Origin of the sequence: Kocuria sp. p3-SID1428 (assembly GCF_025149945.1) — a bacterium.
GTDB lineage: Bacteria > Actinomycetota > Actinomycetes > Actinomycetales > Micrococcaceae > Kocuria.
This window is the reverse complement of sequence record NZ_JALXVH010000019.1, coordinates 1-15,956: the sequence shown is the minus strand read 5'-3', so window position 1 is coordinate 15,956 and position 15,956 is coordinate 1. Positions and strand designations below refer to the sequence as shown.

The following is a 15,956-nucleotide window of genomic DNA, read 5'->3' as shown; positions in this document are numbered from 1 at the left end:
CAGAATGCTAGTCCCGCCCGGCGACAGTCCGCGCCTGCTCCACGAGCTGCTGGGCCTGCTCCGGCAGATCCTCGGCACCGGCCTCGAGCCAGTGCACCCGCGGGTCGGCGCGGAACCAGGTGAGCTGGCGCCGGGCGAACTGCCGGGTGGCCACCGTCGTGGCCTCGATGGCCTGGGCCGGGTCTGCGCGCCCCAGCACGACGTCGGCGAACTGCGGATAGCCCAGAGCACGTCCTGCCGTGGGGCTCTCGAGCAGTCCGAGCGGCAGCAGGCGGGCCACCTCGTCCTGCAGACCTGCTGCGGCCATGGCCTCCACGCGGTCGGCCAGCCGCTGATGCAGCACGGCCCGATCGGTGTCCAGGCCGATCTGCACCGCGGGCTGGTGGTAGGTGCGCGTGGGCATGAACGACGTGAACGGCCGCCCGGTGACCTCCAGGACCTCGAGGGCTCGGATCAGCCGGCGGTCATCGTGCACGAGCTGGGCGGAGCGCGGATCGGCCTCCTGCAGACGTCGGCGCAGCGGTCCCTCGCCGTGGTCTCGCAGCTCCTGCATCAGCCGAGCGCGGACCTGCGGGTCGGTGCCGGGGAAGTCGATCTCATCGAGCGCGGCACGCACGTAGAGCCCGGAGCCGCCCACCAGGATCGGCACGCGGCCGCGGGAGCGGATCTCATCGAAGCTCTCGCGAGCAGCCTGCTGGAAGCAGGCCACGGAGGCCTCCTGGTGCAGGTCCAGGACGTCCAGGAGATGATGCGGCACGCTCCGGCGCTGGGCGGGTGAGACCTTGGCGGTGCCGATGTCCATGCCCCGGTAGAACTGCATGGAATCGGCGTTGACGACCTCCCCGTCCAGGCGCCGGGCGAGCTCGATCGCCAGGTCCGACTTCCCCGTCCCCGTGGGTCCGACGATCCCGATGACCGGCAGCTGACCGGCCGGGACCCGCTGCGCTGCGCTCACGCCCCGCGCACGGGCAGCGACGGCATCCCGAGGCTCACCGCGCCCGCGGTGCCGCCGGAGGCCCCGCCCGTCGGGGTGCCGCAGGAGGCCGCCTGCTCGCGCTCCCACGCGTCCCCGCCGCGCGAGCGGCGCAGCGAGTACTGGCCGGGCCCGGGATCGGCGATCAGATGGTAGGCGGCCGCACGGGTCACCGGCACGGTCACGAAGTCTCCGGGTCGCGGGACCGGCTGGCCCTCCGGAACGGAGAAGTGCACGAGGCGCTGGTCCGGGGCACGACCGGAGAGCCGGTGAGTCTCCCCCGACTTGCGCCCGGTGTCCGCGGTGACGAGCAGCTCCAGGCTGCCTCCGACAATCTGCTCGTTCTCCTCCGCCGCGATCCGGTCCTGCAGGGCCACCAGGCGCTCATAGCGCTCCTGCACGACCTCCTTGGGCAGCTGGTCCTCGCGCTCACCGGCCGGAGTGCCCGGGCGGACCGAGTACTGGAAGGTGAAGGCCGAGGAGAAGCGGGAGCGCTCCACGACGTCCAGGGTGTCCTGGAAGTCCTCCTCGGTCTCGCCGGGGAAACCCACGATGATGTCCGTGGTGATCGCCGCATGCGGGATCTGCTCGCGGACCTTCTCCAGGATCCGCAGGAACTTCGACGAGCGGTAGGACCGGCGCATGTCCTTGAGCACGCGGTCCGAGCCGGACTGCAGCGGCATGTGCAGCTGCGGCATGACGTTGGGCGTCTCGGCCATGGCGTCGATGACGTCATCGGTGAACGCCGCCGGGTGCGGAGACGTGAAGCGCACGCGCTCCAGGCCCTCGATCTCTCCGCAGGCGCGCAGCAGCTTCGAGAACGCCTGGCGGTCGCCGAAGGATACGCCGTAGGAGTTCACGTTCTGGCCCAGCAGGGTGATCTCGACCGCGCCCTGATCCACGAGCGCCTGCACCTCGGCCAGGATGTCGCCGGGGCGGCGGTCCTCCTCCTTGCCCCGCAGCGACGGAACGATGCAGAACGTGCACGTGTTGTTGCACCCCACCGAGATCGAGACCCAGCCCGCGTAGGCCTGGTCGCGCTTGGTCGGCAGCGCCGAGGGGAAGGTCTCCAGGGACTCGAGGATCTCGATCTGGGCATCCTGGTTGTGCCGGGCGCGTTCGAGCAGGGTCGGCAGGGAGCCGATGTTGTGCGTGCCGAAGACGACGTCGACGACCGGCGAGGTCTCCAGGATCCGGTCCTGGTCCTTCTGCGCCAGGCATCCGCCCACGGCCACCTGCATGCGCTCATTGCGCTTCTTGGGGCCCACGAGCTGGGAGAGGTTGCCGTAGAGCTTGTTGTCCGCGTTCTCGCGCACCGCACAGGTGTTGAACACGATGAGGTCCGGCTCGTCCTCCGGCTGGGCGGGGACGTAGCCGGCGGTCTCGAGCATCCCGGAGATCCGCTCGGAGTCGTGCACGTTCATCTGGCAGCCGAAGGTGCGCACCTCGTAGGAGCGCGGCGCCTCGAGCACGGGGATCTCGGGGGCGAGCGTGGAGGGGCCTGTCTGGGCGGAATCGGGGCGCGGAGTCACGCGACAAGGATAGTGAGCCGGTCAAATCTCCCGCTGCACCAGCCGCGCCCATGGCGTCGGCCGCCCGGCTCACATGCTGCCCGGCTCCTCGAGCAGGCCGTCGTCGCCGGTGCCGTGATCCTCCAGCACGCCGCGCACGACCTCGAAGGCCAGCCCCGGTGCGTAGCCCTTGCGGGCCAGGGCCGAGACCATGCGGCGGATGAGCTTCTGCTTGGCATTCCGATCGGCCAGCTGCTCCTGCAGCGCCGGGCCCGACGGCAGTTTGCGCCGCGCGAGCTCCACGGCATCCGCCCGCTCGTCCTCATCGCTGCGCTGGGCCAGGGCCTGCTCGACGAGCCCGGGATCGACGCCCTTGCGCTGCAGCTCCATGCGCAAAGCCGGCCGGGCGAGCTTGCGGGATTCCGCGCGCTGCCGGACATAGGACTGCGCAAAGGCCTGGTCGTCCACGAGCTCGACCTGCTCGAAGCGATCCAGCACGGCCCGGGCCACCGGCTCCGGGATGTCCTTGTCGGCGAGCTTGTCCTCGAGCTGCTGACGCGACTTGGCCGAGGCGGTGAGCTGGCGCAGAACGATCTCCCGCGCCGCCTCGTGCACCTGCTCCTGCTGCTGAGCGGCCTCCACGGGGTCGGCGGCTTTGGAGCGGTCGCTGCGCACCGCACGGCCCATGCGCCGGGCGCGCTGCTGCGCCCTCAGACGACGGCGGTCGTAATCTGAATCGCCGAGCTCGTCCTCCAGGCTGTCCTGCGGCAGCTGATCGCTGTCCTGCACAGGGAGGTCATCTGGATCCACGAGGATCGGTGCTCCTGATCTCTGTCTCTTCTCGACAATCGCTTCTCGGCAGTCACAGCGCAGCAGTGCCTGCCGCTGATCGACAGTGCCCGCGCGAGCGCCCCCGTCGCCCGGGCCGGCGATGGGGGCGTGCTCAGCGCGACATGTCCGGCAGCTGCTCAGAACGCGGCGTCTGCCGAGGCCTTCTCCGAGTCGCCGCCCAGCGGGGCGTCGATGCCCGCGGTGGCGATGGCGTCCTGATCGACCTCCTGGTTCGGATCCTCGACGATGCCGAGCTTGACCAGCAGACGCTGTTCGATCTCCTCGGCCAGCTCCGGGTTGTCCTTGAGGAACCGGCGCGAGTTCTCCTTGCCCTGCCCGAGCTGGTCGCCTTCGTACGTGTACCAAGCACCGGACTTCTTGACGATGCCCTGCTCCACGCCGAGGTCGATCAGACCGCCCTCGGTGGAGATGCCCTGGCCGTAGAGGATGTCGAACTCGGCCTGCTTGAACGGCGGGGCCATCTTGTTCTTGACGATCTTGGCGCGGGTGCGGTTGCCCACGGGGTTCGCGCCGTCCTTGAGGGTCTCGATGCGGCGCACGTCCACGCGCACGGAGGCGTAGAACTTCAGCGCCTTGCCGCCCGTGGTGGTCTCCGGGGAGCCGAACATGACGCCGATCTTCTCGCGCAGCTGGTTGATGAAGATCGCGGTCGTGTTGGAGCTCGACAGACGGCCGGTGATCTTGCGCAGCGCCTGCGACATCAGGCGGGCCTGCAGGCCGACGTGCGAATCGCCCATCTCTCCCTCGATCTCCGCCTTGGGCACCAGGGCCGCCACGGAGTCGACCACGACGATGTCGATCGAGCCGGAGCCGACCAGCATGTCCATGATCTCGAGGGCCTGCTCACCGGTGTCCGGCTGCGAGACCAGGAGGTTGTCGATGTCCACGCCGAGCTTCTGGGCGTAGACCGGATCCAGGGCGTGCTCGGCATCGATGAAGGCCGCGATGCCGCCGGCGCGCTGGACGCTGGCCACCGCGTGCAGGGCGACCGTGGTCTTGCCGGAGGACTCAGGGCCGTAGATCTCCACCACGCGCCCGCGCGGGAAGCCGCCGGTGCCGAGGGCGACGTCCAGGGCGATCGAGCCGGTGGGGATGACCTCTACCTTCTGCGCCGGGCGCTCGCCCAGCTTCATGACCGAGCCCTTGCCGTAGCTCTTGTCGATCTGGGCCAGGACGGTCTCGAGCGCCTGCTCGCGGTCCGAGCCGCCGGAGGCAGCCGAAGCTGCGGACTTCTTGGGAGCCATCATTCACCTCGTGTGGATCGTGGGGCGGGTCCGCTCGACGAGGGGCCCGACGGTGCTGCTGCGCACCAACATATGGACGGGGTCCGACAGCACAAGACGGACCGTGGGGGCTGCAGGATCACTGCCCCGGCGGGGCATGCGATCAGCGGCTGTGGAGCCTGCAGGGCCTGCCGATCGCACCTCGGCACGCCGTGCGGCGGAGGAATCCGACGGCCCAGCGGGCGCACAGCCCACGATAACGGATTCGAACACCTCTTCGAATGCAGAGTCCCTGCGCGTGTCGCGACGGGTCAGCTCACCGACGCGGCTCGCGATCCGGCCCCCACTGCCGGGACTCCGGGACCTGCTGCTCGCGGCACAGCGCGAACCACACAGCCTTGGGGTCCTCCCCCTCGGCCAGGGCCTGCTCGGCCGTGCGGTGCCCGAGCGCGCCCAGCACGGTGTCGCGCACGAGGATCCGGCCCTGCGCGGCACCGAACTCGTGGGCGACCATCTCGTTGAACCTGCTCACGCGCATGCGGCGGGTCGCTCCTTCCGACGTGGCCCGTGCAGGATCCCTCGGACTCCTGTACGGCCCAGGGCCCGGTGCCGAGTTCGGCACCGGGCCCTGCAACTGGTCTTGGGGCGGCGATCGATCGGACCGCCGCGGGAGGCTCGGGGCCGTCAGGAGGCCGGGAGGCTCTTCGCGAAGCTCGAACCGAACTCCTCGTGCAGCTCGGCCGGGACGGTGTCCGGGGCGAAGTTGCCCTCGAGCTCGGCGATGCGATCGGCGACTTCGCGCAGCATTGCCGAGACGGGGATGTCGAGCGCGGCGCAGATCGAGGCGAGCAGCTCGGAGGATGCCTCCTTCTGCCCGCGCTCCACCTCCGACAGGTAGCCCAGCGAGACGCGCGCGGAGTGGGAGACCTCGCGCAGCGTACGGCCCTGCCGCTGGCGGACCGAACGCAGGACCTCACCGATCTCCTGACGCAGCACGACGGGGCGGGCCTCAGCGGCCTGCGCCTCCTGCGCCGAAGTCTGGTCCATGTCCTTCCAGCGAATGATTCCGTTGACGGACACAGGGGTCTTGGTGGTGATGATGATGTGGCTCCTCGGTCGTGCGGAAGCCGCAGCCTCCGCGTTGTCCGAACCGGTCGGCGACCGGGCCCGGATGGCCCTCTCTGGGCCGTCGGTGGGTGCAACCGCCGACAGGACTCCATTGTTCCGTGCTCGACGGCCGTTCGGCTTGGAGTTCACTGGGAGGCGCCCAGGACCTCCACGAGCAGCTCCAGGGCGCCCCGCACGCTCAGGCGGCGGATCTGCTCCCGATCGCCCTCGAGCCGCAGCAGCCGGGAGCTGGCCCCGCGAGGACCGCTGACACCGAGCCACACCGTGCCCACGGGCTGCCCGTCGTGCGGCTCGGGCCCGGCCACTCCGGTGGTGGACACGGCGATGTCGACGCCCAGGGCGGTCCGCGCCCCGGAAGCCATCGCCTCGGCCACCTCGGCGCTGACGGCCCCGGTCCGCTCGAGCAGCTCGGCCTCCACACCCAGCACCCTCTGCTTGACCGCATGCGAGTAGGAGACCACCGAGCCCTCGAAGGCCGTCGAGGCTCCGGGGACCGAGACGATCGCGGCGGCAAGGGCGCCGCCGGTCAGCGATTCGGCGGTGCCCAGGCTCAGCCCGGCCCCGGCAGCCGCGTGCACGGCTCGGGCGGCGAGGGAGTCGATGACCTCCGTCGCGGCGCCGGCGTCGCCCCCCGCACCCGCGATCCCCGTGACCGTCGTGGGGACCGGCGCCGTCGTGGGGACCGAGGAGCCGTCCATGGGCGCGCTCATCAGCTGTTGTCGACGGGCTTGCCGGCAGCCAGGGAATCGCGGCGCAGCTGGGCCGCCTTGAGCACGTAGTCCGCGCCGGTGACCACGGTGACGATCGTGGCCAGCGCCATGAAGAACCAGCCGAGCCACGGCCACCACTGCCCCACGACCGGCCCCAGCGGGAGCAGCAGCAGCAGCAGCGCGATGGTCTGCAGGACCGTCTTGAGCTTGCCGCCCTTGGAGGCGGCCATGACGCCGTAGCGGATCACGGCGAAGCGCATGACGGTGATGCCCCACTCGCGCACGAGGATCAGGATCGTGACCCACCACCACAGCTCCCCCATGGCCGAGAGCACGATGAACGCGGCTCCCGTGAGCAGCTTGTCCGCGATCGGATCGGCGATCTTGCCGAACGAGGTGATCAGCCCGCGGGCACGGGCGATGTCGCCGTCGAGCTTGTCGGTGAGCATGGCCAGGCCGAACACGCCGACGGCCGCCCATCGCCAGGCCAGGGAGTCCTGCCCGAACGAGCCGCCCAGGACTGCGAACCACACGAAGAACGGGACCATGACGATCCGCAGCGTGGTCAGCGCATTGGGCAGGTTCCAGTTGGAGGGCGCGGGGCGCGCGCCGTCGTGGGCCGCTGCGGTCATGGAGTGCTCCTGTCCTGCGACGCGATGCGCCGCTCGGGTCTGCGTGCGATGAGGCCCCCGGGAGCATCCCCGCAGAGCAGGGTGCCGAGGGCACGGCTCAGCGGCCGGTGAGCTGCCAGGCGTCCTGGCTGGACTCGTCGTCCGCGTCGTCGTAGTACTCGACGGCCGCCGAGACGTGCGTCTCACCCATGGCATCGACGCCGGAGGCCGCGACCTCACCGGAGCCGCCGGTGCCCTGATGCGCGGCGGCAGGCGCCGGCTCGGCCGCCGTGGGCGGCTCCTCGCCGCGGATCACGGCCAGCGTGGCGGCAAGGTCGTCCGGACCCACCAGGACGTCGCGGGCCTTGGAGCCCTCCGAGGGACCCACCACGCCGCGCGATTCCATGAGGTCCATGAGCCGCCCCGCCTTGGCGAAGCCCACGCGCAGCTTGCGCTGCAGCATGGAGGTCGAGCCGAACTGCGTGGTGACCACGAGCTCGACCGCCTGCAGCAGGACATCGAGGTCGTCGCCGATGTCCTCGTCGATCTGCTTCTTGGGCTGATCCTGGATGACGTCGTCGCGGTAGTGCGTCTGCATCTGCGACTTCACGTGCTCGACGACGTCATGGATCTCGGACTCGGCGACCCACGCGCCCTGCACGCGCATGGGCTTGGAGGCGCCCATGGGCAGGAACAGGGCATCGCCCTGACCGATCAGCTTCTCCGCCCCGGGCTGGTCCAGCACCACGCGGGAGTCCGTGACCGACGAGGTCGCGAACGCCATGCGCGAGGGCACGTTGGCCTTGATCAGACCCGTGACCACGTCGACCGACGGCCGCTGGGTGGCCAGCACCAGGTGGATGCCGGCAGCACGGGCCAGCTGGGTGATGCGCACGATCGAGTCCTCGACGTCGCGCGGGGAGACCATCATCAGGTCCGCGAGCTCGTCGACGATCACAAGCAGGTACGGGTACGGGCGGATCACGCGCTTGGAGCCCGGCTCCGGCTGGACCTTGCCGGCACGCACGCCCTTGTTGAAGTCGTCGATGTGCTTGTAGCCGTAGCGCGAGAGGTCGTCGTAGCGGGCGTCCATCTCGCGCACGACCCATTGCAGCGCCTCGGCAGCCTTCTTGGGGTTCGTGATGATCGGAGTGATCAGGTGCGGCACGCCCTCATAGGCGGTCAGCTCCACGCGCTTGGGATCGACCATGACCAGGCGGACCTCATCCGGCGTGGCGCGCATCAGCAGCGAGACGATCATGGAGTTCACGAACGACGACTTGCCCGCGCCGGTGGCACCGGCCACCAGCATGTGCGGCATCTTGGCCAGGTTGGCCACGACGAAACCGCCCTCGACGTCCTTGCCCACGCCCATGACCATGGGGTGGTCGTTCTTGCGGGCGGCCTGCGAGCGCAGGACATCGCCCAGGGCGACGGTCTCGCGGTCGGTGTTCGGGATCTCGATGCCGATCGCGGACTTGCCGGGGATCGGCGAGAGGATGCGCACGTCCGCCGAGGCGACCGCGTAGGAGATGTTCTTGGACAGGGCGGTGACGCGCTCGACCTTGGTGCCGGCACCCAGCTCGATCTCGTAGCGGGTGACCGTGGGGCCGCGGGAGAACCCGGTGACCTCGGCGTCGACCTTGAACTGCTCCAGCACGCTGGTCAGCGCGGCCACGACGGCGTCGTTGGCCTCCGAGCGCTCCTTGGACGGCGGTCCCAGCACGAGCGAGGACGGATCCGGCAGCGTGTAGGCCACATCTCCCTCGAGCTGCAGCTGCTCGGTGCGCGCGGGGATGGGCTCGGCGGGAGCCTCGGCGCGGCGCACCACGGGCTGGTGCTCGTCCACGCCGGCCTCGTCCACGAGCGCGGAGGACCCGGAACCGGCCGCGGTGTCCGAGGCAGCCGAGGCGGCTGCCGCACCGCCGGGCTCCAGGCCCTGCTCGGCCAGCAGCTTCCGCGCCGCCTGCTGATCGCGGGTGGAACGCTTCTGTCCCGGACGGGGAGGCTGCCCCTCCGACTCGGCCTCCGGGGCCTGCCCCTCCTGCGGGCTCGAGGAGTCCCCGGACTCGAGGTCGTACACGAAGCTCTCGCCCGTCTCCCGGGCCCCCCTGCGACGCGAGCCGCGCGAGCCCCGATCGGCGGGCTCCGTCTCGGTCTCATCCGGCAGCACGGCCGTCTCGAAGGCCTCGTCGCCGTGGTAGGAGTCCAGCTCGGCGCGTCGCTGGGCCTCCTGCTTCTCCTGCCGCTTGCGGGCTCGGCGAGCCGCTCGGGACTCGGGCTCGGCATGGCGGTCCTCGAGGTAGGAGCGGTCGTGCTCCTGGGCAGAGAGGTCGGTGCCCGCACGCGTCTGCGCCTGCGGCTGTCCCACCAGGGTGCGCCAGGCGGCGCCCAGGCGCGGTCCGATCTGGGACAGCGGGGTGCCGGTGACGATCAGGACGCAGATCAGCAGCAGCACCGCGCAGACGATCGCGGCCCCCACAGGCGTGATGACCCCGCCCAGCGGGCCGGCCATGAGGTAGCCGATCGCGCCGCCCGCGGTGAGGCGGGCCGCGAAGGAGTCCGCCACACCCGGCGAGCCGCCCAGCACGTGAGCGATGCCGCTGGCGGCCAGCAGTGCCAGGCTCAGGCCCAGCGCGATCCGGTTGTTCGGCGGCGTGGGCACGGGACGGCGGAAGACCCGCAGCGCGAACCCGCCCAGGGCCAGCGGCAGCACGAGAGCGGCCCAGCCGATCAGTCCTGCGACCACCAGGTGCACGCCGGAGGCCGCGGCCCCCAGCACGGGGATGCCGGATTCGTAGAGGCTCCACCACTCGACCACGGCGATCGCGGCGGCCAGGCACAGCAACACCAGGGCGCCGCCGTCGCGGCGGTCCTGGGGCTCCATATCGGTGCGCACGGTGCCGATGCGGCGCACAGCGCCGCCGACCAGGTGCGCGCACCACAGCCAGAGGCCCAGGAGGGCATCGAGGACGCGCTCACCGGCGCCGGGGCCTGCTGCGCGGGAGCTGGAGGACGTGGCGCGGGGGGACTTGGTGGATCCGCTCTTGGCCTTGGAGCCCGAGCCGCGCGACGTCGTGGCGCCCTTGCGGGCGGGGGAAGTGCGAGTCGCCATGGACCCCAGGGTAGTCGACGGCCCGCAGACGATGGCTCGTCTGCGGGCCGCGGTGTGGCCGGACCGCCCTGTGATCGGGCGGCAGTCGGTCTCAGCTCTTGTGCGACTCCAGAACGACCGGCACGATCATGGGCTTGCGGCGCAGCTTGCGCCCCACCCACGGCCCGATCGTGCGGCGCACCGTCTGCTGCAGCTGGTGCGTGGTGTGCTCGCGCTTGTCCTTGAGGGCGTCCTCGATCGCGGCGGTGATCTTGGGCTTGATCTCGTCGAACACGCGATCGTCCTCGGCCACGCCGCGGGCGTGGACGTCCGGGCCGGTGACGACGGACTTGGACTTGCGGTCGATCACGACCACGATCGAGATGAAGCCCTCCTCCCCCAGCACGATGCGGTCCTGGAGGTCGTCCTCGGTGATCATGCCGACCGAGGAGCCATCGACGTAGACGAACTTGATGTCGCGGCGACCGGCGATGCGCGCCCGGCCCTGCTTCATGTCCACGCTGGTGCCGTTCTCGATGAGCAGCACGTTCTCCGGCGGCACGCCGGTGGCCTCGGCGAGCTCGCCGTTGGCCATGAGGTGGCGGACCTCGCCGTGCACGGGCATGACCTGCTCGGGCTCGACGATGTTGTAGCAGTACAGCAGCTCGCCGGCCGAGGCGTGCCCGGAGACGTGGACCTTGGCGTTGGACTTGTGCACCACGTGGGCGCCCATGCGCATGAGGCTGTTGATGATGCGGAACACCGAGTTCTCGTTGCCGGGGATCAGCGACGAGGCCAGGATGACGGTGTCGCCCTCCTGCAGCTGCACCCGGTGATCTCCGCGGGCCATGCGCGACAGCGCCGCCATGGGCTCGCCCTGGGAGCCGGTGCACATCACGACGATCTCGTCGTCCCGGTAGTTGTCGATCTTCTTCTGATCGACCAGCACGCCCTTGGGCACGTCCAGGTAGCCGAGCTCCTCGGCGATGCCCATGTTGCGCACCATGGACCGGCCCATCAGCACAACCTTGCGGTTCGCGGCGACGGCGGCATCGAGCACCTGCTGCACGCGGTGGACGTGCGAGGAGAACGAGGCGACGACGACCTTCTGCTGCGACTTGGCGATGACGCCCGAGAGCACCGGTCCGATGTCCTTCTCGGTGGGCGTGAAGCCCGGGACCTCGGCGTTGGTGGAATCCGTCAAGAACAGGTCCACGCCCTCCTCGCCCAGACGGGCGAAGTGGCGCAGGTCAGTGATGCGGCCGTCGAGCGGCAGCTGGTCCATCTTGAAGTCGCCGGTGTGCAGCACCGTGCCGCCCTTGGTGCGCATGAACACGGCCAGGGCATCCGGGATGGAGTGGTTCACGGCCACGAACTCGCACTCGAACTCGCCCAGCTTCTCCACCTGGCCCTCGCGGACAGTGAGCATGAACGGCTTGATGCGGTGCTCCTGCAGCTTGGCCTCGACCAGGGCCAGGGTCAGCTGCGAGCCGAGCAGGGGGATGTCCGGGCGGCGCTTGAGCAGGTACGGGATCGCGCCGATGTGGTCCTCGTGGCCGTGCGTGAGCACGACCGCGACGACATCGTCCAGGCGGTCCTCGATCTGGGAGATGTCCGGCAGGATCAGATCCACGCCGGGCTGGTGCTCCTCGGGGAAGAGCACGCCGCAGTCGACGATCAGCAGCTGGCCGTTGATCTCGAACACGGTCATGTTGCGTCCGACCTCGCCCAGGCCGCCCAGCGGGGTGACTCGCAGGGTGTCCTTGGACAGGGACGGCGGTGCCTTCAGGTCTTCGATCCAGTGGACCATGTGACCCCTTTCATGTGCGGTTCTCAGCGCGATCTCGCGCTGCTGGTCATTGCGTTGTTCATGTCATGGGTCCGCGCTCCGCCGCCCGAGGACGGGGCGGTGCGGAGCGCGGTTCGCCGACAGGCTGCGCCGTCGACTCGCTGCAGCGCAGCGGCAGGCACGGCTCAGGCGCCGATCGTGTCCTGGACGACGCTGCCCTCCAGGTCAGCGCGCATGACGGCGAGCTCGTCCTGGGTGGCCTCGACGTACGGCAGGCGCACGGTGTGCCCGGGCAGCACGCCCTGCCAGTGCAGGATCTGCTTGGCGGCCACAGCGCCGGGCACGTGGGTCATGGTCGCGCGGACCACTCGCTCCAGCTCGTAGGCCAGGGTGCGCGCCGTGGCCAGGTCGTCGGCGCGCATGGCGTCGATCATCCGGCGGAAGCGCGGGGTGTCCACGTGCGAGGTCACCCCGACCAGGCCCACGGCGCCGATGGCCATCCACGGGACGGTCAGGCCGTCGTCGCCGGAGTAGAACAGCAGATCCGACTCGGCCATCACACGCGTGGCCTCCGTGAGATCCGCCTTGGCGTCCTTGACCGCGGCGATGTTGGGGTGCTCGCCCAGCCGGATCAGGGTCTCTGCCGACAGCGGGATGCCCGTGCGGCCGGGGATGTCGTAGAGCATGATCGGCAGCTCGACGGAATCGGCGACCTTCTCGAAGTGCGCGACGACGCCGGCCTGGGTGGGCTTGTTGTAGTACGGGGTGACGATCAGCAGCCCGTCCATGCCGACCTTCTGGGCCTGCTCGGACAGGTGCATGGTGTGCGCGGTGTCATTGGAGCCCGCACCGGCCACCAGGGCGGCCCGATCTCCGACGGCCTCGCGCACGGTGCGGAAGACCGCCTCGTGCTCGTCATCCGTCATGGTCGAGTACTCACCGGTGGTGCCCCCGACCACCAGGCCGTCGCAGCCCTGGTCCACCAGGCGCTGCGCGAGCGCGGCTGTGGAGTCCAGATCGACGGAACCATCGGCGCGGAACGGGGTCACCATGGCGGTGAGCAGGGTTCCGAACAGGGGCTTGTCGTGGTGCGCAGTCATGCGACCACCCTACCGCCTCCGTCAGTCACCGGTGCTGGCCGGGCCGCGCGGGTCGCGCCCGCGCGAGAGCGCCACCGCATCGCGCATGCACCGACGCGCGCGCGGGGTGTCCCCGGAGGCGCTGTAGGCCAGGCCCAGGCGGTACCAGCTGCGCCAGTCCTGCGGTGCGGCTTCCGCCTCCTGCGCCCAGTGCTGGAAGTCGCGGTCGGCGGCCTCGCGCACGATCCGCCCACTGGGCCGCCGGGGCAGGTCCGCGGGCAGTCCGCCCTCCGCCTCCAGCTCACGGCCCAGACCCTCGAGACGTGAGCCGAAGACGATCTCGCGGGCCAGCGCCCACACGCCGATCACCGGCAGGATGATCATGCCGATCGCCAGCAGCTTCGAGACCACCACGTCCGAGCTCAGCAGGATCCACGCCCGTTGCAGGCTCAGGCCCAGGTAGAGGGCCAGCAGCGCGGCCATGATCGCGGCCAGCGCCTTGCCCTGGGCGCGGGCCTCCAGCAGCGTGAACACCCCCGCGAAGGCCACGACCACCAGGATCCAGACCTTGGAGGAGCCCGGCAGCGGGAGCACCAGCAGGGTCAGCAGCGCGGCTGCGAGCACGACCCAGCCCAGCAGCCGCAGCGGGCGCCGGGCCTGCTGGGTCTGCTCGGCGCTCACGCGTCCAGGTCCAGGTAGCCGTCGAGTCCGTGGGTCAGCCCCGGCCGCTGACCGACGGTGCGCACGCCCAGCAGCACGCCGGACATGAAGGACACACGGTCGAAGGAGTCGTGGCGGATCGTGAGCTGCTCTCCCACGGAGCCCAGCAGGGTCTCCTGATGCGCCACGAGCCCGCGCAGGCGCACCGAGTGCACGTGGATCCCGTCCACGAGGCCCCCGCGCGCTCCCGTGGGGTCGGTCTGGGTGGCATCCGGCGAGGCGGCCAGCCCGGCGTCCTCCCGCTGCGCAGCCATCAGCGACGCCGTCCGGGCGGACGTGCCCGACGGGGCGTCGACCTTGTCCGGGTGGTGCAGCTCCACGATCTCGGCCGATTCGAAGAACCGCGCGGCTTGGGCGGAGAAGCGCATGGCCAGCACGGCGCCGATCGAGAAGTTGGGGGCGATCAGCACGCCGATGCCCGGGCGCTCGTCGAGCAGCTGCTCCAGCCGGGCCAGGCGCTCGTCGTCCCAGCCGGTAGCGCCCACGACGCAGTGGATGCCGTGCTCCACCGCGAAGCGCACGTTGTCCTCGGTAGCCGAGGGCACGCTCAGGTCGATCATGACCTGCGCGCCGGTCTCCACCAGGCTCTCGAGGCTGTCGCCTCGGCCCAGCCGGGCCACCAGCTCGAGGCCCTCGGCGGCCTCCACTGCGTGCACGGCCTCCGAGCCCATGCGTCCTCCGGCGCCCAGGACGGCCACCGACAGGCACTGCTGGCTGCTCTGTGTCATCTGTTCATTCTCCTTCGCTGCGGTGGGGCTCACTCGGCCCCGGAGGGCTGGACGATCTGGACGACGACCGGGCCCTGCGCCAGCTCGGCGGCCAGGGCCTGGACGTCCTGTGCCGTGACCGAGCGCACCCGGTTCATGGTCTCCTCGAGCTCCACGAACTCGCCGGTGCCCAGCTCGGCGGAGCCCAGGCGGCTCATGCGCGAGCCCGAGTCCTCCAGCGCCATCACGGTGCCGCCGGCCAGCTGCCCGACGACCTTGGCCAGCTCGCGCTCGCCGGGGCCGTGAGCGGCCAGTTCCTGGAGCTGGGCCTGCATCAGCTCCAGGACCTCGTCGGTGCGCGAGGGCGCGCAGCCCGCGTACATGCCGAAGTATCCCGCATCCGAGTAGGAGCCGGAGAAGGAGAACGTGCTGTAGGCCAGCCCGCGCTTCTCCCGGATCTCCTGGAATAGGCGCGAGGACATGCCTCCGCCCAGCGCGGCGTTGAGCACGGTCATGACGTAGCGCCGCTCGTCGCCGGTGACCAGACCGGGGCGCCCGATCACCACGTTGGACTGCTCGACCGGGCGGTGCAGAAGGTGACGACCCCATTCGGGGCTCAGCCGCTCGAGGCCCTCGGGCTGACCCGCACGACGGGCGCGCGGACGCCCGGGGGCGTCCGGGTCCCAGCCGGCCCGGGCCAGGCGCTCGCGCACCTGCTCGACCACGCGGTCATGATCCAGTCCACCTGCGGCGGTGACCACGAGGTTCTCCGGCAGGTAGTGCTCCTGCCAGTGCTCGAGCACGCGCTGACGGGCCACCCCTGTGATCTCCTCCGGCGTGCCGCCGATGGGGCGCGAGAGCGGGTTGCCGTGCAGGACGTGCTCCACGAAGTGCTCGAAGGCCACATCCGTGGGGTCGTCCTGGTCCATGGCCAGCTCCTCGAGGATGACCCCGCGCTCGCGCTCGAGCTCCTCGGTCTCCAGCAGCGGAGCGGTGACCATGTCCGCCAGGACGTCGACGGCCATGGGCAGGTCCTCGGAGAGCACTCGCGCGTAGTAGCACGTGGACTCCTTGGCGGTGGCGGCGTTGGACTCTCCGCCGACCTCGTCGAAGGCCTCGGCGATCTGCAGCGCGCTGCGCCGGGCGGTGCCCTTGAACAGCAGGTGCTCGAGGAAGTGTGTGGAACCCAGGTGCCCGGGCTGCTCATCGCGCGAGCCCACGCCCACCCAGAAGCCGATGGAGGCCGAGAGCAGACCCGGCATGGATTCGGTGAGGATCCGCACTCCGCTGGGCAGGACGGTGCGGCGCACGGCGGCACCGCCTTCGCCCGACCAGACCAGCTCCGGGGCGCCGGCGGCTCCCGGCGCGGTCAGCTCCAGCGAATAGGGCATGACGGGGCTTCAGCTCCTGTGGTGAGGGTGCTCCGACCCGCTGCGGGCCAGGCGGCTCCCGGACTGCGCGGGACCCATCGAGTCTAGGGGCACCCCCACAGCCCGCCAACCCGCCCCGACTCAGGCCTCCGCCTGCTGCTCGGACAGCGGCACGGGCCCCCCACACCT

14 protein-coding genes are annotated in these 15,956 nt (G+C 70.7%); all 14 read right to left on the bottom strand.

The features are described from left to right. Positions 1–7: 7 nt before the first annotated feature. The 14 genes from miaA to M3E84_RS05765 all read right to left on the bottom strand — a co-directional run bounded on the left by miaA (position 8) and on the right by M3E84_RS05765 (position 15,788). Positions 8–955, bottom strand: coding sequence for a tRNA (adenosine(37)-N6)-dimethylallyltransferase MiaA (miaA, locus tag M3E84_RS05830; RefSeq protein WP_259895250.1), 948 nt, complete (start codon positions 953–955; stop codon positions 8–10). Beyond that, positions 952–2,445, bottom strand: coding sequence for a tRNA (N6-isopentenyl adenosine(37)-C2)-methylthiotransferase MiaB (gene miaB, locus M3E84_RS05825; RefSeq protein ID WP_259895294.1), 1,494 nt, complete (start codon positions 2,443–2,445; stop codon positions 952–954). Before miaB ends, miaA begins: the two co-directional genes overlap by 4 nt. Positions 2,446–2,574: 129 nt before the next feature. Further along, positions 2,575–3,294 (bottom strand): regulatory protein RecX, encoded by a 720-nt coding sequence (locus M3E84_RS05820; protein ID WP_259895248.1) that lies wholly within the window; start codon positions 3,292–3,294, stop codon positions 2,575–2,577. 158 nt (positions 3,295–3,452) lie between these two features. Beyond that, the gene (recA, locus tag M3E84_RS05815) at positions 3,453–4,580 is read right to left on the bottom strand and encodes a recombinase RecA (RefSeq protein WP_259895246.1); all 1,128 of its coding nucleotides are present in this window, start codon (positions 4,578–4,580) and stop codon (positions 3,453–3,455) included. A 295-nt stretch (positions 4,581–4,875) separates the two neighbouring features. Then, positions 4,876–5,097, bottom strand: coding sequence for a DUF3046 domain-containing protein (locus M3E84_RS05810; protein ID WP_259895244.1), 222 nt, complete (start codon positions 5,095–5,097; stop codon positions 4,876–4,878). A gap of 146 nt (positions 5,098–5,243) precedes the next feature. Then, complete coding sequence (locus tag M3E84_RS05805) at positions 5,244–5,606, bottom strand: helix-turn-helix domain-containing protein (protein ID WP_259895242.1); 363 nt, start codon at positions 5,604–5,606, stop codon at positions 5,244–5,246. 206 nt (positions 5,607–5,812) lie between these two features. After that, on the bottom strand, positions 5,813–6,397 hold the full coding sequence (locus M3E84_RS05800) for a CinA family protein (RefSeq protein WP_259895240.1): 585 nt from the start codon (positions 6,395–6,397) through the stop codon (positions 5,813–5,815). After that, complete coding sequence (gene pgsA / locus M3E84_RS05795) at positions 6,397–7,029, bottom strand: CDP-diacylglycerol--glycerol-3-phosphate 3-phosphatidyltransferase (protein ID WP_259895238.1); 633 nt, start codon at positions 7,027–7,029, stop codon at positions 6,397–6,399. Before pgsA ends, M3E84_RS05800 begins: the two co-directional genes overlap by 1 nt. Positions 7,030–7,126: 97 nt before the next feature. Beyond that, a complete protein-coding gene (locus M3E84_RS05790; protein ID WP_259895236.1) occupies positions 7,127–10,123 on the bottom strand; it encodes a DNA translocase FtsK in 2,997 nt (998 codons plus the stop codon). Positions 10,124–10,214: 91 nt separating this feature from the next. Beyond that, positions 10,215–11,912 carry a ribonuclease J gene (locus M3E84_RS05785; RefSeq protein ID WP_259895234.1) on the bottom strand — a complete coding sequence of 566 codons (1,698 nt, stop codon included), beginning with the start codon at positions 11,910–11,912 and terminating at the stop codon, positions 10,215–10,217. A 164-nt stretch (positions 11,913–12,076) separates the two neighbouring features. After that, positions 12,077–12,991, bottom strand: a complete 915-nt coding sequence (gene dapA / locus M3E84_RS05780; RefSeq protein WP_259895232.1) for a 4-hydroxy-tetrahydrodipicolinate synthase — start codon at positions 12,989–12,991, stop codon at positions 12,077–12,079. 21 nt (positions 12,992–13,012) lie between these two features. Continuing rightward, positions 13,013–13,651, bottom strand: a complete 639-nt coding sequence (locus tag M3E84_RS05775) for a hypothetical protein (protein WP_259895230.1) — start codon at positions 13,649–13,651, stop codon at positions 13,013–13,015. Next, the gene (gene dapB, locus M3E84_RS05770) at positions 13,648–14,418 is read right to left on the bottom strand and encodes a 4-hydroxy-tetrahydrodipicolinate reductase (protein ID WP_259895228.1); all 771 of its coding nucleotides are present in this window, start codon (positions 14,416–14,418) and stop codon (positions 13,648–13,650) included. The genes M3E84_RS05775 and dapB overlap by 4 nt, the downstream gene beginning before the upstream one ends. A gap of 29 nt (positions 14,419–14,447) precedes the next feature. Continuing rightward, the gene (locus M3E84_RS05765; protein WP_259895226.1) at positions 14,448–15,788 is read right to left on the bottom strand and encodes a pitrilysin family protein; all 1,341 of its coding nucleotides are present in this window, start codon (positions 15,786–15,788) and stop codon (positions 14,448–14,450) included. Between the last annotated feature and the right edge of the window lie 168 nt (positions 15,789–15,956).